Here is a 15,878-nt window from a genome sequence, read left to right as displayed (position 1 = left end):
CAACAATCGAGTAATGGACGGTGCTACCGTTCCGTTTCTATATTCCTAAATTTTACAGTAAGAATATCACAATTATGGATGATAGACAAGAGCTTTTTCATAGTTTCCGTTTAACCCTACCCATCCTCCAAAAACCGCTCCTTCAGCTCCCGGGTCGGCACGAGGCAGGTTTCGTCCTTTCCAAACCAACGGTAACGATGTTTGGCGATGAATTGATAGACTGCATCCCGAATCCCCTTCGGGACGACGATCAGCGCGTACAGCAGGGGCCAGAGGTACCGTAAGCCTCTAGCAATGCGCAGAGCCGCATCTGAGCGGATATAATAGGTTCCGCGTTCAATCAACACGACGCTGTCCAATGATTCCTCATGCGCTCCTGCAGCTTGCAGCAGCCGGCTCCCGGCCTGTGACTGCAAAGAGGCAAAGCGGAACCGCCCAGCCGGGTCACGCTTAATGATAAACTTGACCGCTCCTTGGCATAAATGGCAGACGCCGTCAAATAAGATCACATGCTCATTCCGTTCATCCGGTTGACCTGACATGCTCTTGGCCCCCTCTCCTGTTTGCGGGTAACGCAAATCTCATCTATAGAAGATATGAAAAAAGCACGGGACATTTCCCGTGCTTGCTGTCGCCAGCTGGCCATAGCGTTCTTACTAGGACGTAAGCTTGTCGAGCCACTGTCCCTCTACCATCTGACGGTTGATTTCATCCGTAAACTTCTCCATACATCCGCAAATGAAGTCTTTACGGCAGACCGGGCAAGGTGTCTTTTGCAGCCTGCTGACGTTGGTTAACCGCCATTCGGGATTACGGTGGTAAAACACGCGGCACGCCGTACCATCGGCCAGATTCACGATAAACTCGTACAATCCGTCATTTTCGTTGCTGCCGGCCTTGGTTACATTTACAACATTCGGTCTGTAAGCCATGTTATCACCCGTATTATCAAATTTCGTTCCAGAGCGCAGCTCTTTTAGTACTTAGACATATTAATGAATTTTTATCGGCGTGTCAACTTGAAAACCTGCCCAAACGGCCTGATTTGACGCACTTTGCGCAAGATTTTATTAGAATGTGCAAAAAATCACCATCCCATACGCCGCACGCCCACCCCAATCGATGAGAAGCAAAAAAAGAACTTCCCGGATCCCTCCGAGAAAGTTCTTCTGTAATGCGGTAGAGAGGACTCGAACCTCCACGGGCGTACGCCCACTACCCCCTCAAGATAGCGTGTCTGCCATTCCACCACTACCGCGCATGTTAAGTCTAGGTTCAGACGAACATGGTTATTATAGCTTCGCAGTATTCAAAAGTAAAGTGGAATTATTTGTCCATCCGGCCGGACTTTCGCCTCCGGTAACGAACAAACTCGATATATTCCCGAACGAAAGCTCGCTCGGCTTCGGTTAACGTGCCGATGAACGAAATCCAGTCTTTATCGGTGGAGATATATTCCGTTCTTTGGTCCTGCACGTATTCCGCCTGTTTCTCTTTTCCAGTCATGAGCCAGTCCAGGCTGACATCGAAGAAAGCAGCGATCTCAATCAATTTATTTGTACTTGGCGTGGACTTTCCCCGCTTCCAATCCCCGAAGTTCCCGGTACTGATCCCCAATTCGAGGCAAAACGCCTTTTTCGTCATTCCGGCGTTTTTGATCAGCAGTTCAATACGTTCGTAGATTGACAACTTCTCTCCAACCTTCCTCAACAGCTTTGATGACGTTTTTAAGTAATTTAAAAGTTGTGAAACAACTTAAATACGTTTATAATAAAGTGAAATGCTGGAACTATGTCTATATCTTAACACAGCGCCGGCAAGTACTTAATAGGTCGGAAGACTGCCCTCAGTTTCATGACAGGAGCGTACCCGCCATGAATGACAATCCCCAATGGAAGGCACCCTATCATTCTTTGAATCAGAGCGTTGCAATCATAGAACCAAATGGAACGATCATCTCTGTCAACCGAACTTGGGCCAACCGAGCCGCCTTTTTGGGCGTTGCTCCGGGCTGGGCACGGCCCGGATTAAATGTTTTTCAGTTTTTTCAGCATGGGCCGCATGATCATACTTATTTTAACCCCCATCTGCTGTTGGAGCAATTTTCGAAAATCTTAAGCGGGGAAACCGAGAGGTTTGAATTTGAATTCAAGGCCCCTACCAAAGATGCTGAGTTATGGTTTCTTGCCGAATTAACCCCATATGCGGAAGAAAACCCCTTTTCGCCTCAAGGCATCGTGATCACCTGTACCAACATCACCCGGCTGAAGCGTCTGCAACTTCAAATCCAGCATGAACTCGCACATATCCGCACGCTCCGGGGACTGCTTCCCATTTGTGCCGTATGTAAGAAGATCAAGGATGAAGACAACATGTGGTGCACCACCGAAGCTTACTTGATCAAGCATACGCACGCGGAATTTACGCACGACATTTGTCCTGATTGCATCCGGGCATTATATCCCAAATATTCCTCAAATCTGGACTTGCCGCCCAAGCAAGAATAATTACACAAAACGCTTAGCATTAGCGAATCGCACGTTCAGCTTTGTCCCGGGCGGCCTTCGAACGCCGTGATAGGATTCGGCTGAGCTGCTGCCCAAGTGTAGCGCCGGCCAAACCTCCGGCGATCAGGCCGATCCCCCCAAGCTGAAGCATCCCTGCCAAAGTGGCGAGCACTGCCCCGCAGCCGGCTGCGGCCAGGAATGGCAAAGTACGCTCGCCCCCGGCAAGCAAGGCGATAAAGAGCGCCGGCAGCGCAAAAGTTAAGACTTCAGCCAGCTCTGCGGTGACGAAACTCCCCAATCCGGTGCCTGCCGCTGTACCGGCAATCCACGATCCATAAATCGCCAGCGCAAAAGTTATATAATAAGAAGGCGAAATGGGCTCCCCTTGGGCTGCCCGGCTGGAAGTGACCGCGAACCCTTCGTCGGTTAGGCCGATCGCTGCCAGCCATTTCGGGGACTCCCGCCATGTCGCCAGGTAAGGCCCCATCGTTGCCCCATAAAGGACATGACGCATGTTTAACAGCAGCAGTGTCGTTACGATCGTCACGGGAGCCGCAGCGGATGCTAACATGCCTAGCAGCATAAACTGGGCCCCTCCCGAGAAGATCCATACCGAACTGAATACGGCCATTCCCCCGGGCAATCCTCCCGCCGCAGCAAGCACACCATAAGTCATGGACAATGGAAAATAAGCCAGCATAATCGGAAACGCATCCCGCAGCGCCTTTTGAATCTCTTCACTTCGTTTCGACCGGTTCATGACTGCTTCCTCTCCCTCTATCTATCTTTCTATCCTGTTTAGCCAATCCAAGCGTGAAAACCAGCATAAAACAGCACGCCGGCGGTTACTGTTAACAGAAGACGGCGTGACCACCAGGCGATGATCATCGTAGGAATAGCGGCAAACAGCATCAGGTTATCCGAGAGCGGAATCCACTTTCCATCTTCGAGCAGCAGCAGCGGCCCGATCAGCGCGCCAAGCACGGCAGGCGACACGTACGCCAGCCATTCCTTCGTAGAATCGGACCATCGGATCCGGCTGCCTAATACCAAGGAACCTGCCCGTAATAAATAGGTTCCTGCTCCAATCAGAACAATTATCCAAAGCTGAGTTGCCACGTTTTGATCTCTCCTTGACCTGAAATGCATTTCATAATTTATACTCATAACCAAAAGATAACCCTCACCAATGATGGAAGGATAGGAGGAAACAAACAATGAAACTGATCGCTGTAGATCTGGACGGAACGCTGCTTACCTCGAACAGCCGCCCGAGCTCCCAAGGCTTGGACGCCATTTCACATGCCGTGGACCAGGGGCATACCGTAACGCTTTGTACCGGTAGAGCAAGCTTTGACGCCAGACATTTAACCGGGGAGCTGTCCATCCCCATTATCGCATCCAATGGCGCGGAGGTTTTCGACCGGGAAGGAAAGCTGCTGCGGGAAACGCCAATTCACCCGGACGCTGCCGCGGAAGCCGTTCGTTATTTGCTGAAACAGGACGTCTATTTCGAAATCTTTTGTCCGGAAGCCATCTATTCCCCTTCAAACGGCGAGCAAAAGCTGCTGGCTGAAATGGATATGCTGGTCAGCGCAAATCCAGAGGTCGATCGGGACCGGTTGTGGGAGAGCGCCAAAATCCAATTCGTTCAATTTGGTTTCAAGGGAATCGACCATCCGCTGCAGCTAATAGAGCAAGAGCGGCCTGTGTATAAGCTTTTGGTGTTTACCTATAACGAAGACAAACTCGACGAAATCACGCAGCATTTTAACGGCCAGCCGCAGGTGCAAACGACCTCCTCTGCCAAGCATATCGTAGAGGTCATCGCGAAGGAAACCGACAAAGGTAACGCTTTGCAATTTCTCGCCGGTCATTTGGGAGTGGATTTGACCAATACCGTCGTGATTGGCGACAGCTACAATGATATATCCATGTTTCAAGTCGCAGGAACCAAAATTGCCATGGGAAATGCCGTAGATGAAATCAAGCGCCTGGCCACATCGGTCACCCGAACCAATGACGAACATGGAGTGGCTTATGCGATTCGTACCTTACTCGAAATCTAGCCCTTGCCTATGCCTTCGGGCATATGAAGAAAGAACCTTGCTAAACGCAAGGTTCTTCACTTTCTTAGGATGCGGTAGAGAGGACTCGAACCTCCACGGGCGTACGCCCACTACCCCCTCAAGATAGCGTGTCTGCCATTCCACCACTACCGCATATGAAATTGATGAATCAAAGAAATAGGATGGTGACCCGTAGGGGATTCGAACCCCTGTTACCTCCGTGAAAGGGAGGTGTCTTAACCCCTTGACCAACGGGCCACAGCTTAATCACCACTAGAAGCGGCGACAAAATTGAGTATAGCAAAAAGATTTTCGGCTTGCAAGCCCTAATTTTACAAAATTTTTGTTTTCCTGCGATTCACCCGCGAAACACGAAAAAGCCCTCCGGAATCTGGACGGCTTTCGACGCCCCCTCCATTTGAGGGTTCTCATCCCTCTTACAACAAAGAGCCTCCGGATCGCCGGAGGCTCTTATCATGATGTATCTCAAAACGGAGAGAGAGGGATTCGAACCCTCGCACCGCTTACGCAGTCTAACCCCTTAGCAGAGGGTCCCCTTATAGCCACTTGGGTATCTCTCCATATAAATGGCTCCCCGAACAGGACTCGAACCTGTGACAACTCGATTAACAGTCGAGTGCTCTACCGACTGAGCTATCGGGGAACGAAATTAGTGAGAACACCATTTAATTTATCACGGTTACGCAGCAAAGTCAAGAATCAAAGCACTTTGTAAGCCCTTCCTTCTTTCTCCTGCCTGGTTTCGCACCGGAACAACGGGTAGAGGAATTTGCCGCCGCTTCCCGTCGGACAAGCCCGCCAAAAAAAGATTTGCATTCCATCAAAAAAACGATAAAATAAACTTTACGTAAAAATATTTTTAACGTATTAACATTTTTATTGTGTAGGAGGAGTGTTCATGTCTCAAGAAGTGCGCGTCAAAAGCCAGCCGTTGATCCGGTTCGGTGAGCTGGCAGCTTATAAACCGTTTATGTACCTTTTGCTCGCTCGTGTAATTTCCCGTTTTGGCGATTCCATTGACTCGATTGCTTACAGCTGGATGGTATACAGACTGACCGGCTCCACACTGATGATGGGCACCTTGTTCGCACTCAATTTCATCCCTAACATCGCCTTCAGCTTTTTCGCGGGAACACTGGTGGATCGCTGGTCCAAGAAAAAGGTCGCGGCGTTCACCTATCTGGGACGCGGCCTCATCGTCTGCTTCACGGCCTTCCTCTATTGGCAAGGCTGGCTCGCCCCCTGGCATCTCTATATGCTGACCTTTCTGACCTCCACGCTGGAATGCTTTGCCTCTCCTGCCGAGCTGGCTTTGGTTCCCCAACTGCTGCCCAAGGAAAAGCTGCTCAGCGGCAATTCCTTCAGCACCTCCGCTTCGCGGGCGGCTGAATTAGCGGGCATGGCCACCGTCGGCGGCATTATTGCAACTTTGGGCATCTCCGCTGCAATTTTGATTGACGGAATTACGTTCACCCTTGCGGCCGGCTTCATCCTGCTGATCCGTAACACCAGCCCAAACGCCAACCCAACTTCGCCTGCACCTCACCTCAAAGCTGCACAACCAGATAACTCCTTTGTTCAAGAACTTAAAGCAGGGTTAAAATATCTCGTATCCAATAAGCTACTGATAACCATCGTGATGGCTGCGGCATTCGTGAACTTCTGCTTATCCCCGTTTAACGTCCTAAACGCCGTCTATGTTGATGAAATTTTAGGTTCAGGTCCTGCCGGCCTAAGCTTGATGGGGTTTAGCTTAATCTGCGGGACTATTGTCAGCGGATTATGGATTGGCAAGAAAGGCTCCGCCTACAAAAAAAGCCGGCTCATCCTCACCGGTTACCTGCTGCTTGGAGCCAACTATGCGCTGATGTACCTGCCTGCAGTCATTCCGGTTCAACCGCTTGTTTTGGCTGCGTTATTTTCCTTTGGCATGGGACTTTCCGTCTCATTGTGCAACACCCCATCCACGACCTACTTTATGGAAAGTGTCCCCAAGGAACTGCTTGGCCGCGTCGGAGCGTTATACTCGATGGTCTGCACCTGCGCGATCCCTGCGGGCAGTGCGCTGGCCGGGTTGATAGGGGAATGGATGCCCGTCCATCTCCTGTATGTGAGCTTTGGGTGCCTCCTGCTCATCCCGATACTGCTATTGTTGAAGCAGCGAAGCTTTATGGAAATTTGACGCCTTCCTCTGCTTTGCGCATTTGATAGACCCAGGCTATACTAAAAACAATGACGACAACCGTTTAAGGTTCGGGTGGGGGGCTTACTGGTGGACAATGTGAAGGAATTAAAAACCCTGGAGGACATTCGGATCTATTCTGACCCGTATCGCCTTCAAATCCTGGATACATTTAAGCAATTAAATCGTCCGGCAACGATGAAGGAAGTGGCAGATAAGATGGGGGAAGTTCCAGCCAAGGTCTATTATCACGCCAAAAAACTGGAGAGCATCGGCCTGCTGCAGCTCGTGGACACGAAGATCATCAACGGCATTACGGCGAAGTACTATGAGCCCTATGAGGGGGCTATTCAGATTAAGAAGAGTTATTTTGATGATTCCATGAGGCAGGTTGCTTTGACAGAAACCGAGAAGCTGCTAAGCAATTTATATGATGAAAGCAAAAAGCGGTTTTTGAAAGCATCCCGCTCGCAAACGTCTTCCGGGCAATTGACCACCGATCACGTGTATCTGACCCCGCAGGAGGCGAAGGAATTTCAGGACTGGGTCACGGCGTTTCTCAAGCAGCACCAGACCAAAACGTCGGAGGAAAGTACGATGTACGAGATCTTTTTAACCGTATCGAAAAGCATAGATTCAGAGGATTAAAATAATAAGAACCATCGTCTCCATACATGGAAGCGTGGTTCTTATATTTTTGCCGATGAAGTTGTTCCTGCTTTGTTTTCGTCTTGCGGGTTCGCAGATCTTGGAACGCAAATGGACTGCGGCTGAGCTCCGGGCTACGTTTGCCTTCTCGGATGAGCTTTTGCCGATGCTTCTTGGCTTGAGATTGGGCCATCTGACATCACTCCTTAGGTTGTTTGATTTAAGTATAGCACACCTTAACCGCCGGATAATGCATAGAGCTGCAGTTTCCCCGCACATCGGCCGCAGCGGTAGCGGCTTGGGTCTACTCGACGTTTACGCAGATACGTCATCCCGCAATCGGCGCATACCAGCTTATAGCGTTGCGGCAAGGTTTTGCGCTGTTTTGCCCCGGGCAAGGCGTTGCAGTAACGGCTGCCGCCAACTTTTTGGAGCAGGGCCTTAAAGTCCGCGTCGCGATGCCGGTATCCTCGTCCCGCCAGATGAAGATGATAGTGACACAATTCATGTTTGATGATACGCTCGACTTCCTCTTCCCCATAGGCGGCCAGTTGGGCGGGATTGATCTCGATATGATGGGTTTTCATAAAATAACGCCCTCCGGTTGTTCTTAACCTGCTGTTAAAACGGGCCTTATGCCGGAAAGGCACGCCGAAGGAACGCAGCGAGATTTGCTCGATCCAGGCTTGCAGCTGCTCATCCGTCATCGTCCTCTCCCCTTCCTGTTCGTAGAAGCGCATGAAAATCTGCTAGATTCGTTACTTGAATTTTAACTTCTCCTTACGCTACACTGTCAAGTAGGATCGATAGAAAAGGAGAATCGTTAAGCATGTCCCTAATGAGATACGTCATTTTACAGCAGGACCAGGATCTGATCTTCGTTGAAATGCCCCGTGACTACGCCTACCAGCTTAGCGCTTTGAATTTGCGGCTGAACAAGGAAATCGATAAACTGACGGCTGCCGAGGTTCCGACCTTGCCGCGTGCGATTGCCGAATGCGACCAGCTCGAGCTCTTGCAGGAATCGCTGCAGATCACGAGCGGGCTGGATTATATTAACGGACTGGAGTCCGCTTTCTCCGCGATCCGTGAGGAAAATTATCCCCTGATTTCACTGCTCACCGAAATCCGTGCCCTCCAGGCTCAGCTGGAGCAATGGTACGAAGAAGAAGGCGCGTAACTCTAAGGCTGCTGCCAAGGAAGCAATGAAGCCGGCCAGGATTATCCCTTTCCGTAAGGTAGAGGGAATTGGTCGGCTTTTTCACTTTGGTCGGAGGAGCCTAGTACACCCCGCAGCGGCGCTCTTCCGGGTATAGCTCGTCGTCACACCCCCGCCGTGCTGCTCTAACGGAACGTAGAGACCTTATTTGCCTATTTCCCGGCTATTTCCCGCTGTAACGGAACTGAAAGACCTTATTGCACGGTTTTTGCGGCCATTTCGCTGTCCACGCTCCAATTAAGGTCTCCTGGTTCCGTTAGAAACGGATCATGCCCGTTTTCGAGCAAATAACGTCTCTGAGTTCCGTTAGAATAGACCCAACAGCGCAGAGGCAGCACCAACCTTTTCTGACTTCCATTGGAGTGGCGTCAGCCCCGGCAGACCCCACCCGGTCAGTTAAGGCCAAACCGCACCCCTGCCTCTCCATTCCCCCACCGTGTTCAAAATCCAGAATTTACCGGCGATTTGCAGGGGACTTGCACGGATTGGGGGAATTCCCCATACCCTAACCATACCAATGGGTTTCCGGAGGAGGGGATACGCTTGCCAAACTGGCTTAGCAATCAGATCATGCATGCCTTTAACAAGAGAGATCGCCGTCAAATTCGGCTGTTAAACGATTGTTGGTTTTTTTATTATAGCCGCCAAAAAAAACAGACCGAAACCACCAACCACATGCAATAGCACTTGATCAAAAAAAGGGGCCGGCTCCACAGCAGCAAATCTGCTTGGAGAACGGCCCTCGCTCTCGTAAAAAAGAGCCGGGTTACACGGCCCACCCGTATCACCGGCTCTCTATGAGTTTTACTGTGCCTTTACCTCAGAAGGCCCCCGCATCGTCAAACCAACCCGGCCTTTCTTCACGTCCACGTTCAGCACCCAGACGGTGACATTGTCGCCGACCGAGACGACGTCCATCGGATGCTTGACGTACCCGTTGCTCAGTTGGGAGATGTGTACGAGCCCGTCGTTTTTGATGCCAATATCAACAAAAGCCCCAAAATCGATGACGTTGCGCACCGTCCCCTGCAGTTCCATGCCGGGCACCAAGTCCTCGATCTTCAGTACATCGGTGCGGAAGATTGGCGGCGGCAGCTCCTCGCGAGGGTCACGCCCCGGGCGCTGCAGACTTTCGAGAATGTCGCGCAGCGTTGGAACGCCCACCTCGAGGCGAGGCGCCAGTTCGTCCGGATTCAACGCAGCCAGCTTCTCATTCAGCTCTTTGGAGCCCAGCTGATCCATCGATACCCCCAGCTCGGCAAACAATCGGTGCACCACGTCATAAGATTCCGGGTGGATCGGCGTCTTGTCCAGCGGATTCTCGCCGCCGTCGATCCGCAGGAAGCCTACGCACTGCTCGAAAGTTTTGGCGCCAAGTCGCGGTACTTTTTGCAGCTGCTTGCGGCTCTTGAAGCGTCCGTTCTCCTCGCGGAACTTAACGATATTCTTCGCAATCGTCGCATTAACCCCAGATACGTAGGACAAGAGCGCCGGCGAAGCGGTATTGACGTCCACACCAACATGGTTTACCGCCGACTCTACCACGTTCTTTAAACTTTCGTCGAGATGCTTCTGCGACACGTCGTGCTGGTATTGACCAACGCCAATCGCCTTCGGCTCGATTTTAACCAGCTCCGCCAACGGGTCCTGCACCCGCCGTGCAATGGATACGGCGCTTCGCTCCGCCACGTCCAAATCCGGAAATTCCTCCTGCGCCAGCTTGGAGGCCGAATACACGCTGGCGCCCGCCTCGTTGACGATCAGATACGCCAGCTCGCGGTCCTTGCCCTTGCGCTCGGCGATGACCTCGGCGACAAATTGCTCCGTCTCCCGCGAGGCCGTACCGTTGCCGATCACGATCAGCTCGATCCCGTATTTGTCGATCAGCTCGTGGAACTTGATTGCCGCTTCCTTTTTCTTGTTGTTTGGCGGCGTCGGGTAGGTGACCGCCACCTCCAGCAGCTTGCCGGTGTCGTCAACAACGGCGAGCTTGCAGCCGGTGCGGTAGGCCGGGTCAACGCCAAGCACCGTTTTGCCGCGTACCGGCGGCTGCAGCAGCAAGCTGCGCAAATTGCCGGCGAAGATCGAAATCGCCTGGGCTTCGGCTTTTTCCGTCAACTCGCCGCGCACCTCCCGCTCGATCGACGGGGCGATCAAGCGTTTATAAGCATCCTCGATCGCCGCGCACAGCACGTCCTCCGTTGCGGAACGTCCGCGGATCACCTGGCCGGCGATGTGGCGGCAGATCGCCTCGGCGTCCACCTCCAGCGACACCTTCAGCACGTTCTCCCGCTCGCCGCGGTTCATGGCGAGGATGCGGTGGGGCGGCATTTTTTTGGCCGGTTCCCGATAGTTGTAGTACATTTCGTAGACGGATTCCTCTTCCGGTGACTTCGCTTCGGACACCATCATTCCGTGGTCCATCGTATATTTCCGGACCCAAGCCCGGGTCGGCGCTTCATCCGCCACCTGCTCGGCGACGATATCCATCGCCCCTTGCAGCGCCTCCTCGGCCGTTTCTACGCCTCCTTCCATCCCGGCAGCCTGGGTGAACTTCACGGCTTCCGTGAGTGGATCGCCTTGCTTCGGCTGCGACAACAGCCACTCCGCCAGCGGCTCCAGACCCTTTTCCTTCGCTACGCTCGCGCGGGTTTTGCGTTTTTGCCGGAAGGGTCGATACAAGTCCTCTACTTCCTGCAGCTTCACCGCCTTCGCGATCGCGGCCGCCAACTCGTCCGTCAGCTTGCCCTGCTCGTCGATGATCCGGACGACTTCCCGTTTCCGTTCCTCCAGGTTGCGGAGGTATTGCGTCCGCTCTTCAATATTGCGCAGCTGGTTTTCATCCAGCTCCCCGGTCATTTCCTTCCGGTAACGGGCGATAAACGGAATTGTATTGCCCTCATCCAGCAGCCCGATCGTTGTTCGCACCTGCTTCAGGGAGAGTCCCAGCTCCTTCGCGATCTGGGCGAAGATCCGCTCCTGTTCCCCCGCATCGGCCATACTTTGCACCTCTGTTCCGTTCGTCTCCGTTTGCGTCATGGCCAAATCCCTCTTTCATTCTAAAAATTGCGATTGTTTCTATTATCACAAACTTTGCGCGCCTTTTCCAGCATGTCCAAACCCATCGAAGTCAGAGTTGACGAAAAAAAAACACCGCGCCCAAGGCAACGGTGCTTTCATTCAGTTCTTTAAAACGTGCCGTAGATGTCTGGCGATGAAGCAAAGACCAATACCGCAATAATGGCAATCACAATAATGATACCGTACAGTGCCGTACCGATGATACCGCAAACGAGACCCGCGATGCTAAGTCCCTTGCCCTGCTCGCCCTTCCGTTTGATCTCCTTAAACGACAAGCTGGCGAACACAATCGCAACGATCCCCAAAATAAAGCCGACATACGGAATGACGATCGAGAGAATGCCCAGCACCAACGATGCGATGGATTTGCCGTTTGTTTTGGGCGGCGTCGGCGGTGGTGGCGGCGGAAATTGGTTAAACGTGGAATACGAATAAGATGTTTCAGACGGACGTTGATCCATGAAAAAAAAGTCCTCCCCAAAATATGTTACATCCATTGTACTTGATCGTTGTGAATGGCGCCATGGCTATTTCCCGTGAATTGGTCTTTTTATGAAAAATCATTCAGAAAACTTTCAGCTTCACTTAAGGTTCGCCTCATCTTCATCTTCTAAAATGGTTTTGATTTGCAGAGAACCGGTACAAGCACTGCCGTCTGCCGGTAGAATACATCATCGTTGGAGGGATTCGATGAAGAAGAAATGGTTGTGGATTGGGGGCGGAGCCTTGGTTCTGATCGCCATTGCCCTCATCCTTGTTCTAAAGCTGCCGGACAAGCAGAATCAGACGGCGGCGCCCGTTCAGAATACGACCCGGGTCAGCAAGGGCGACATTACCGTTAGCGTGTCCGGATCAGGTACGATCGTCTCAACCGAGAGCGAAAGCGTACGTACGAAGGACGAGGGGAAAGTAAGCGAAGTTCTTGTAAAGACGGGAGACGTCGTGGAAGAAGGCCAGGTGCTGCTGACATTTGAGGGCACGGATAATACCGACAACATCAAGGAACAGCAATCCTCCCTGGAAATGCAGAAACTGGACCTGGTTGATTTGCAAAATCAGTTTAAACGTCAAGTGCAAGAAGGCGCCGACGAGCAAACACTAAACGCCACGAAAAAATCAATTGCCAAGCAAGAGCTAAACATCAGCAATACGGAAGCGGAAATCGCTAAGCTGCAGGAGGCAATGGTTCCTCCCGATCCGTTAACCTCCCCGATTGACGGCACGGTCACCGCAGTCAACATCACCGCCGGGGAACAGGCTAAAAGCGGAAGCGAGCTGTTTGTCATTAACGATTACCAGAAGCTCAGCGTCAAAATTCAGGTTGACGAGCTGGATATCCCCAGCGTCACAAAGGGCATGAAGGCGAACGTTCAAGTTGACGCTTTTCCGGATCAGACTTTTGAAGGTGTTGTCTCTGACATCGCGAATGAAGGGGTTGCCTCGGGCGGTGTGTCGTTATTTGATGTCACGATCGCCCTGAACAATTCTGAAGGCGTGCGGGTAGGCATGTCAGCGGAAGCAACGATCATCACCGAGGAGAAAAAGGATATCTTAACCCTGCCGATCGAGGCGGTTCAGCAGCGGGCCGGCCGGTATTTCGTCATGCTGCCCGAAACGGGGAGCGACGGAACAAGTGCGGCAGGTGGCGCAGCCAGTCCGCAAGGGTCGGGCAGCGGGCCGGCTACAGGCAGCGCACCGGCCGCTGACAGTGCGCCGACCACGGGCAGCGCACCGGCCGAAGGCAGCACGCCCAGCACAGGCCGCACTGCACAGCCCGATGCCGCAGCTGGTGCTGCCGGAGGCACCAGCGGCATGAACGGCCGTATCCAGGTCGTTGAGGTTGGCGTGCATAACGAATCATATATCGAGATTGTCAGCGGACTAACCGAAGGCCAGGAGGTTGTGATCCCGACGATCATCAGCAACTTTTCGAGTTCCTCCACCCAACAGCAAATGAGAATGCAGGGAGGGTTCGGCGGAGGCAGTGCCGGATTTGGCGGAGCCGGAGGCGCCGCTCCTGGCGGGGGCGGTGCGGCTCCATCCGGAAGAGGCGGGTTCAGCGGCGGAGGTGGCCGATAATGGCGGCAATATCTCCCCCACTGATCGACGTGCAGAACCTCGGACACGGCTACCGTATGGCCGGAGAGATGATGACCGTGCTCAGCGATATCAGCTTTCAGGTCCGGCATGGCGAATTCGTCGCCATCATCGGCCCGTCCGGCTCCGGGAAGTCGACACTGATGAACATGCTGGGCTGTCTGGACGTCGCCAACGAAGGGACGTATTTGCTTGACGGGCAGGACATACGCAAGCTGTCCGATAACAAGCTGGCCACGATTCGCAATGAGAAGATTGGGTTTATTTTTCAACAGTTTAATCTGTTGCCCAAATTAACCGCCTACGAAAATGTTGAGCTGCCGCTCATCTACCGCAACGTCCCGCACAAGGAGCGAAAAAAATCAGTCGAAGAGTCGCTCCGTCTCGTTGGTTTGGAAGACCGGATGCACCATCGTCCTTCCGAGTTGTCAGGCGGGCAGCAGCAGCGGGTGGCCATCGCCCGTGCAATCGCCGGCTCCCCGCCGCTCCTGCTCGCGGACGAACCGACCGGCGCGCTGGACAGCAAGACCGGCATCGAAGTGATGGATAAGATGAAGGAACTGAATGCACTCGGCCACACGATCATTATTATCACCCACGATCTGTCCATCGCTGAGCAAGCCAAACGGGTCATCCGAATCCAGGACGGACGAATTGTTGAAGATCGGGGGAACCGGGCATGAATCTTCTGCAAAGCATCAAAATGGCCTGGAAAAGCATCGCCGGAGCGAAGATCCGCTCTTTTCTTACGATGCTAGGCATCATTATCGGCGTCTCCTCGGTGATTACGCTCGTATCTGTGGGGCAAGGCACCACATCGCAGATTACGGACCAACTCGAAGGCTTGGGAACCGACCTGCTTACGGTGAACATCATGGGCCGGGGCAGCTCCACCTCACTCTCCTTTGAGGAAGCGATGGCTCTGGGGAAGATCGAAGGGGTGAAGGCCGTATCCCCCGTGATCAACGGCTCTGTAACGGCCAAGAAAGGAACGGTAAATGACAGTCTTTCGGTAGAAGGCATCGCGCCTTCCTACGAGGAGGTCCAGGATTTCCACGTCCAAGCCGGACGTTACATCATCGACATGGACAATGAGTTCCGCATGAAGGTGACGTTGATCGGGACCGAAGCTGCCGAGACTTTTTTTGGCACAGATAACCCGATTGGACAAACGATTCAGCTTAACGGCAGCAGCTTCAAAATCGTTGGCTTGTTGGAATCGAAAGGTTCCAGCCTGACCGCCTCCAACGATAATAAGCTGCTGATCCCAATCGCTACGGCCGAGCGCTTTCTGCAAAGCCGCGGTGTGCGTTCGATTACGGTACAGGTTGAGGACACCAAGCAGATTGAAACCGTCAAAGCGTTGCTGGAAGCTACCTTGGATAAAAAGTTCCAAAATGCCGACAACGCCTACAGTATCTTTAACTCCCAGGAGATGCTGGACACGCTAAATTCGACAACCCAAATACTGTCGCTGGCGCTCGGCGGCATTGCCGGCATTTCGCTGCTCGTCGGCGGCATTGGGATCATGAACATCATGCTCGTCTCCGTCAGCGAGCGCACCCGGGAAATCGGCGTTCGCAAAGCGATCGGGGCCAAAAAGCGTGACATCCTGATGCAATTCATGGTCGAATCGACGGCACTTAGCGGCTTCGGCGGCTTGATTGGCATCGGGCTGGGCTACGGCGCCAGCGCGTTGATCGGCCACTATTCGTCGCTAACGACCACCGTATCGCTCCCGATCGTCCTGATCGCCTTTGGCTTCTCCTTGTTCATCGGCATCATCTTTGGGATGATTCCAGCGAACAAGGCAGCCAAGCTGCGCCCGATTTACGCGCTGCGGACCGATTAAGTCAACCATTGTGTTCGAAAAATCGAATACAATTCACCAGATTCACCGGTTTTAGCGAATTATATATGAAATTTCATACAGAATGTGCCCTGCGGGTGCCGGAATCCGTTTTTTTATATGAAAAATCGAATAGAATCCGCCCTAATCCCCGAAATCAACACAATTCTATATGAAAAATCGAATACATTCCGCCGAGCCGAGC

At 52.7% G+C, this 15,878-nt stretch carries 17 protein-coding genes and 5 tRNA genes; 9 read left to right on the top strand and 13 right to left on the bottom strand.

Annotation, left to right across the window (positions count from 1 at the left end; all coding sequences use genetic code 11):
- Positions 1-116 precede the first annotated feature (116 nt).
- The 4 genes from U9M73_RS01295 to U9M73_RS01280 all read right to left on the bottom strand — a co-directional run bounded on the left by U9M73_RS01295 (position 117) and on the right by U9M73_RS01280 (position 1,644).
- Positions 117-542 carry a thiol-disulfide oxidoreductase DCC family protein gene (locus U9M73_RS01295; RefSeq protein ID WP_323076008.1) on the bottom strand — a complete coding sequence of 142 codons (426 nt, stop codon included), beginning with the start codon at positions 540-542 and terminating at the stop codon, positions 117-119.
- Positions 543-656: 114 nt separating this feature from the next.
- On the bottom strand, positions 657-932 hold the full coding sequence (locus U9M73_RS01290) for a hypothetical protein (protein ID WP_009226482.1): 276 nt from the start codon (positions 930-932) through the stop codon (positions 657-659).
- Positions 933-1,175: 243 nt separating this feature from the next.
- Positions 1,176-1,258 (bottom strand) — tRNA-Leu (locus U9M73_RS01285).
- A gap of 68 nt (positions 1,259-1,326) precedes the next feature.
- Positions 1,327-1,644: a helix-turn-helix domain-containing protein gene (locus U9M73_RS01280; RefSeq protein WP_050769818.1), complete on the bottom strand. Its 318-nt coding sequence runs from the start codon at positions 1,642-1,644 to the stop codon at positions 1,327-1,329.
- A gap of 101 nt (positions 1,645-1,745) precedes the next feature.
- On the opposite strand from U9M73_RS01280, the gene U9M73_RS01275 reads away from it, so the two are divergent.
- Positions 1,746-2,507 (top strand): PAS domain-containing protein, encoded by a 762-nt coding sequence (locus tag U9M73_RS01275; protein WP_323076005.1) that lies wholly within the window; start codon positions 1,746-1,748, stop codon positions 2,505-2,507.
- A 19-nt stretch (positions 2,508-2,526) separates the two neighbouring features.
- On the opposite strand, the gene U9M73_RS01270 is transcribed toward U9M73_RS01275, so the two are convergent.
- Both U9M73_RS01270 and U9M73_RS01265 read right to left on the bottom strand, forming a co-directional pair.
- Positions 2,527-3,267, bottom strand: a complete 741-nt coding sequence (locus U9M73_RS01270; protein ID WP_009226479.1) for an AzlC family ABC transporter permease — start codon at positions 3,265-3,267, stop codon at positions 2,527-2,529.
- Positions 3,268-3,305: 38 nt separating this feature from the next.
- Entirely contained in the window at positions 3,306-3,626 is a 321-nt protein-coding gene (locus U9M73_RS01265; protein ID WP_036646274.1) for an AzlD domain-containing protein, read from the bottom strand.
- A 98-nt stretch (positions 3,627-3,724) separates the two neighbouring features.
- Here U9M73_RS01265 and U9M73_RS01260 point away from each other — a divergent pair, with 98 nt between their 5' ends.
- On the top strand, positions 3,725-4,576 hold the full coding sequence (locus U9M73_RS01260; RefSeq protein WP_260069865.1) for a Cof-type HAD-IIB family hydrolase: 852 nt from the start codon (positions 3,725-3,727) through the stop codon (positions 4,574-4,576).
- Positions 4,577-4,646: 70 nt separating this feature from the next.
- Here the strand turns inward: U9M73_RS01260 and U9M73_RS01255 are convergent.
- The 4 genes from U9M73_RS01255 to U9M73_RS01240 all read right to left on the bottom strand — a co-directional run bounded on the left by U9M73_RS01255 (position 4,647) and on the right by U9M73_RS01240 (position 5,240).
- Positions 4,647-4,729: transfer RNA gene (locus U9M73_RS01255), tRNA-Leu, on the bottom strand.
- 30 nt (positions 4,730-4,759) lie between these two features.
- Positions 4,760-4,834 (bottom strand) — tRNA-Glu (locus U9M73_RS01250).
- Positions 4,835-5,068: 234 nt separating this feature from the next.
- Positions 5,069-5,157: transfer RNA gene (locus U9M73_RS01245), tRNA-Ser, on the bottom strand.
- Positions 5,158-5,164: 7 nt separating this feature from the next.
- A tRNA-Asn gene (locus U9M73_RS01240) sits at positions 5,165-5,240 on the bottom strand.
- A 255-nt stretch (positions 5,241-5,495) separates the two neighbouring features.
- Between U9M73_RS01240 and U9M73_RS01235 the strand changes: the two genes are divergently transcribed.
- Complete coding sequence (locus tag U9M73_RS01235) at positions 5,496-6,779, top strand: MFS transporter (RefSeq protein WP_323076003.1); 1,284 nt, start codon at positions 5,496-5,498, stop codon at positions 6,777-6,779.
- Positions 6,780-6,869: 90 nt separating this feature from the next.
- The gene (locus U9M73_RS01230; RefSeq protein WP_036646271.1) at positions 6,870-7,427 is read left to right on the top strand and encodes an ArsR/SmtB family transcription factor; all 558 of its coding nucleotides are present in this window, start codon (positions 6,870-6,872) and stop codon (positions 7,425-7,427) included.
- 236 nt (positions 7,428-7,663) lie between these two features.
- On the opposite strand, the gene U9M73_RS01220 is transcribed toward U9M73_RS01230, so the two are convergent.
- Positions 7,664-8,134, bottom strand: coding sequence for a SprT family protein (locus U9M73_RS01220; RefSeq protein WP_323075999.1), 471 nt, complete (start codon positions 8,132-8,134; stop codon positions 7,664-7,666).
- 122 nt (positions 8,135-8,256) lie between these two features.
- Here U9M73_RS01220 and U9M73_RS01215 point away from each other — a divergent pair, with 122 nt between their 5' ends.
- Both U9M73_RS01215 and cmpA read left to right on the top strand, forming a co-directional pair.
- Entirely contained in the window at positions 8,257-8,607 is a 351-nt protein-coding gene (locus U9M73_RS01215; RefSeq protein WP_009226473.1) for a hypothetical protein, read from the top strand.
- A 582-nt stretch (positions 8,608-9,189) separates the two neighbouring features.
- Entirely contained in the window at positions 9,190-9,330 is a 141-nt protein-coding gene (gene cmpA, locus U9M73_RS01210; protein ID WP_260069868.1) for a cortex morphogenetic protein CmpA, read from the top strand.
- A 120-nt stretch (positions 9,331-9,450) separates the two neighbouring features.
- Here cmpA and U9M73_RS01205 read toward each other — a convergent pair whose 3' ends face one another.
- Entirely contained in the window at positions 9,451-11,685 is a 2,235-nt protein-coding gene (locus tag U9M73_RS01205) for a Tex family protein (RefSeq protein ID WP_323075996.1), read from the bottom strand.
- A gap of 149 nt (positions 11,686-11,834) precedes the next feature.
- Complete coding sequence (locus tag U9M73_RS01200; RefSeq protein WP_036646263.1) at positions 11,835-12,188, bottom strand: DUF4190 domain-containing protein; 354 nt, start codon at positions 12,186-12,188, stop codon at positions 11,835-11,837.
- Between the two features lie 229 nt (positions 12,189-12,417).
- On the opposite strand from U9M73_RS01200, the gene U9M73_RS01195 reads away from it, so the two are divergent.
- Genes U9M73_RS01195 through U9M73_RS01185 form a run of 3 tightly spaced genes read left to right on the top strand, consistent with a single transcriptional unit; the run spans position 12,418 to position 15,676 of the window.
- Entirely contained in the window at positions 12,418-13,806 is a 1,389-nt protein-coding gene (locus tag U9M73_RS01195) for an efflux RND transporter periplasmic adaptor subunit (protein ID WP_323075995.1), read from the top strand.
- The gene (locus U9M73_RS01190) at positions 13,806-14,507 is read left to right on the top strand and encodes an ABC transporter ATP-binding protein (RefSeq protein ID WP_009226464.1); all 702 of its coding nucleotides are present in this window, start codon (positions 13,806-13,808) and stop codon (positions 14,505-14,507) included. The genes U9M73_RS01195 and U9M73_RS01190 overlap by 1 nt, the downstream gene beginning before the upstream one ends.
- The gene (locus U9M73_RS01185) at positions 14,504-15,676 is read left to right on the top strand and encodes an ABC transporter permease (protein ID WP_323075994.1); all 1,173 of its coding nucleotides are present in this window, start codon (positions 14,504-14,506) and stop codon (positions 15,674-15,676) included. Before U9M73_RS01190 ends, U9M73_RS01185 begins: the two co-directional genes overlap by 4 nt.
- Positions 15,677-15,878 lie beyond the last annotated feature (202 nt).

It is taken from the genome of Paenibacillus phoenicis (assembly GCF_034718895.1).
Lineage (GTDB): Bacteria > Bacillota > Bacilli > Paenibacillales > Paenibacillaceae > Fontibacillus > Fontibacillus phoenicis.
Note: the sequence above shows the minus strand (reverse complement) of the source record. Positions and strands in the feature narration are given on the sequence as shown.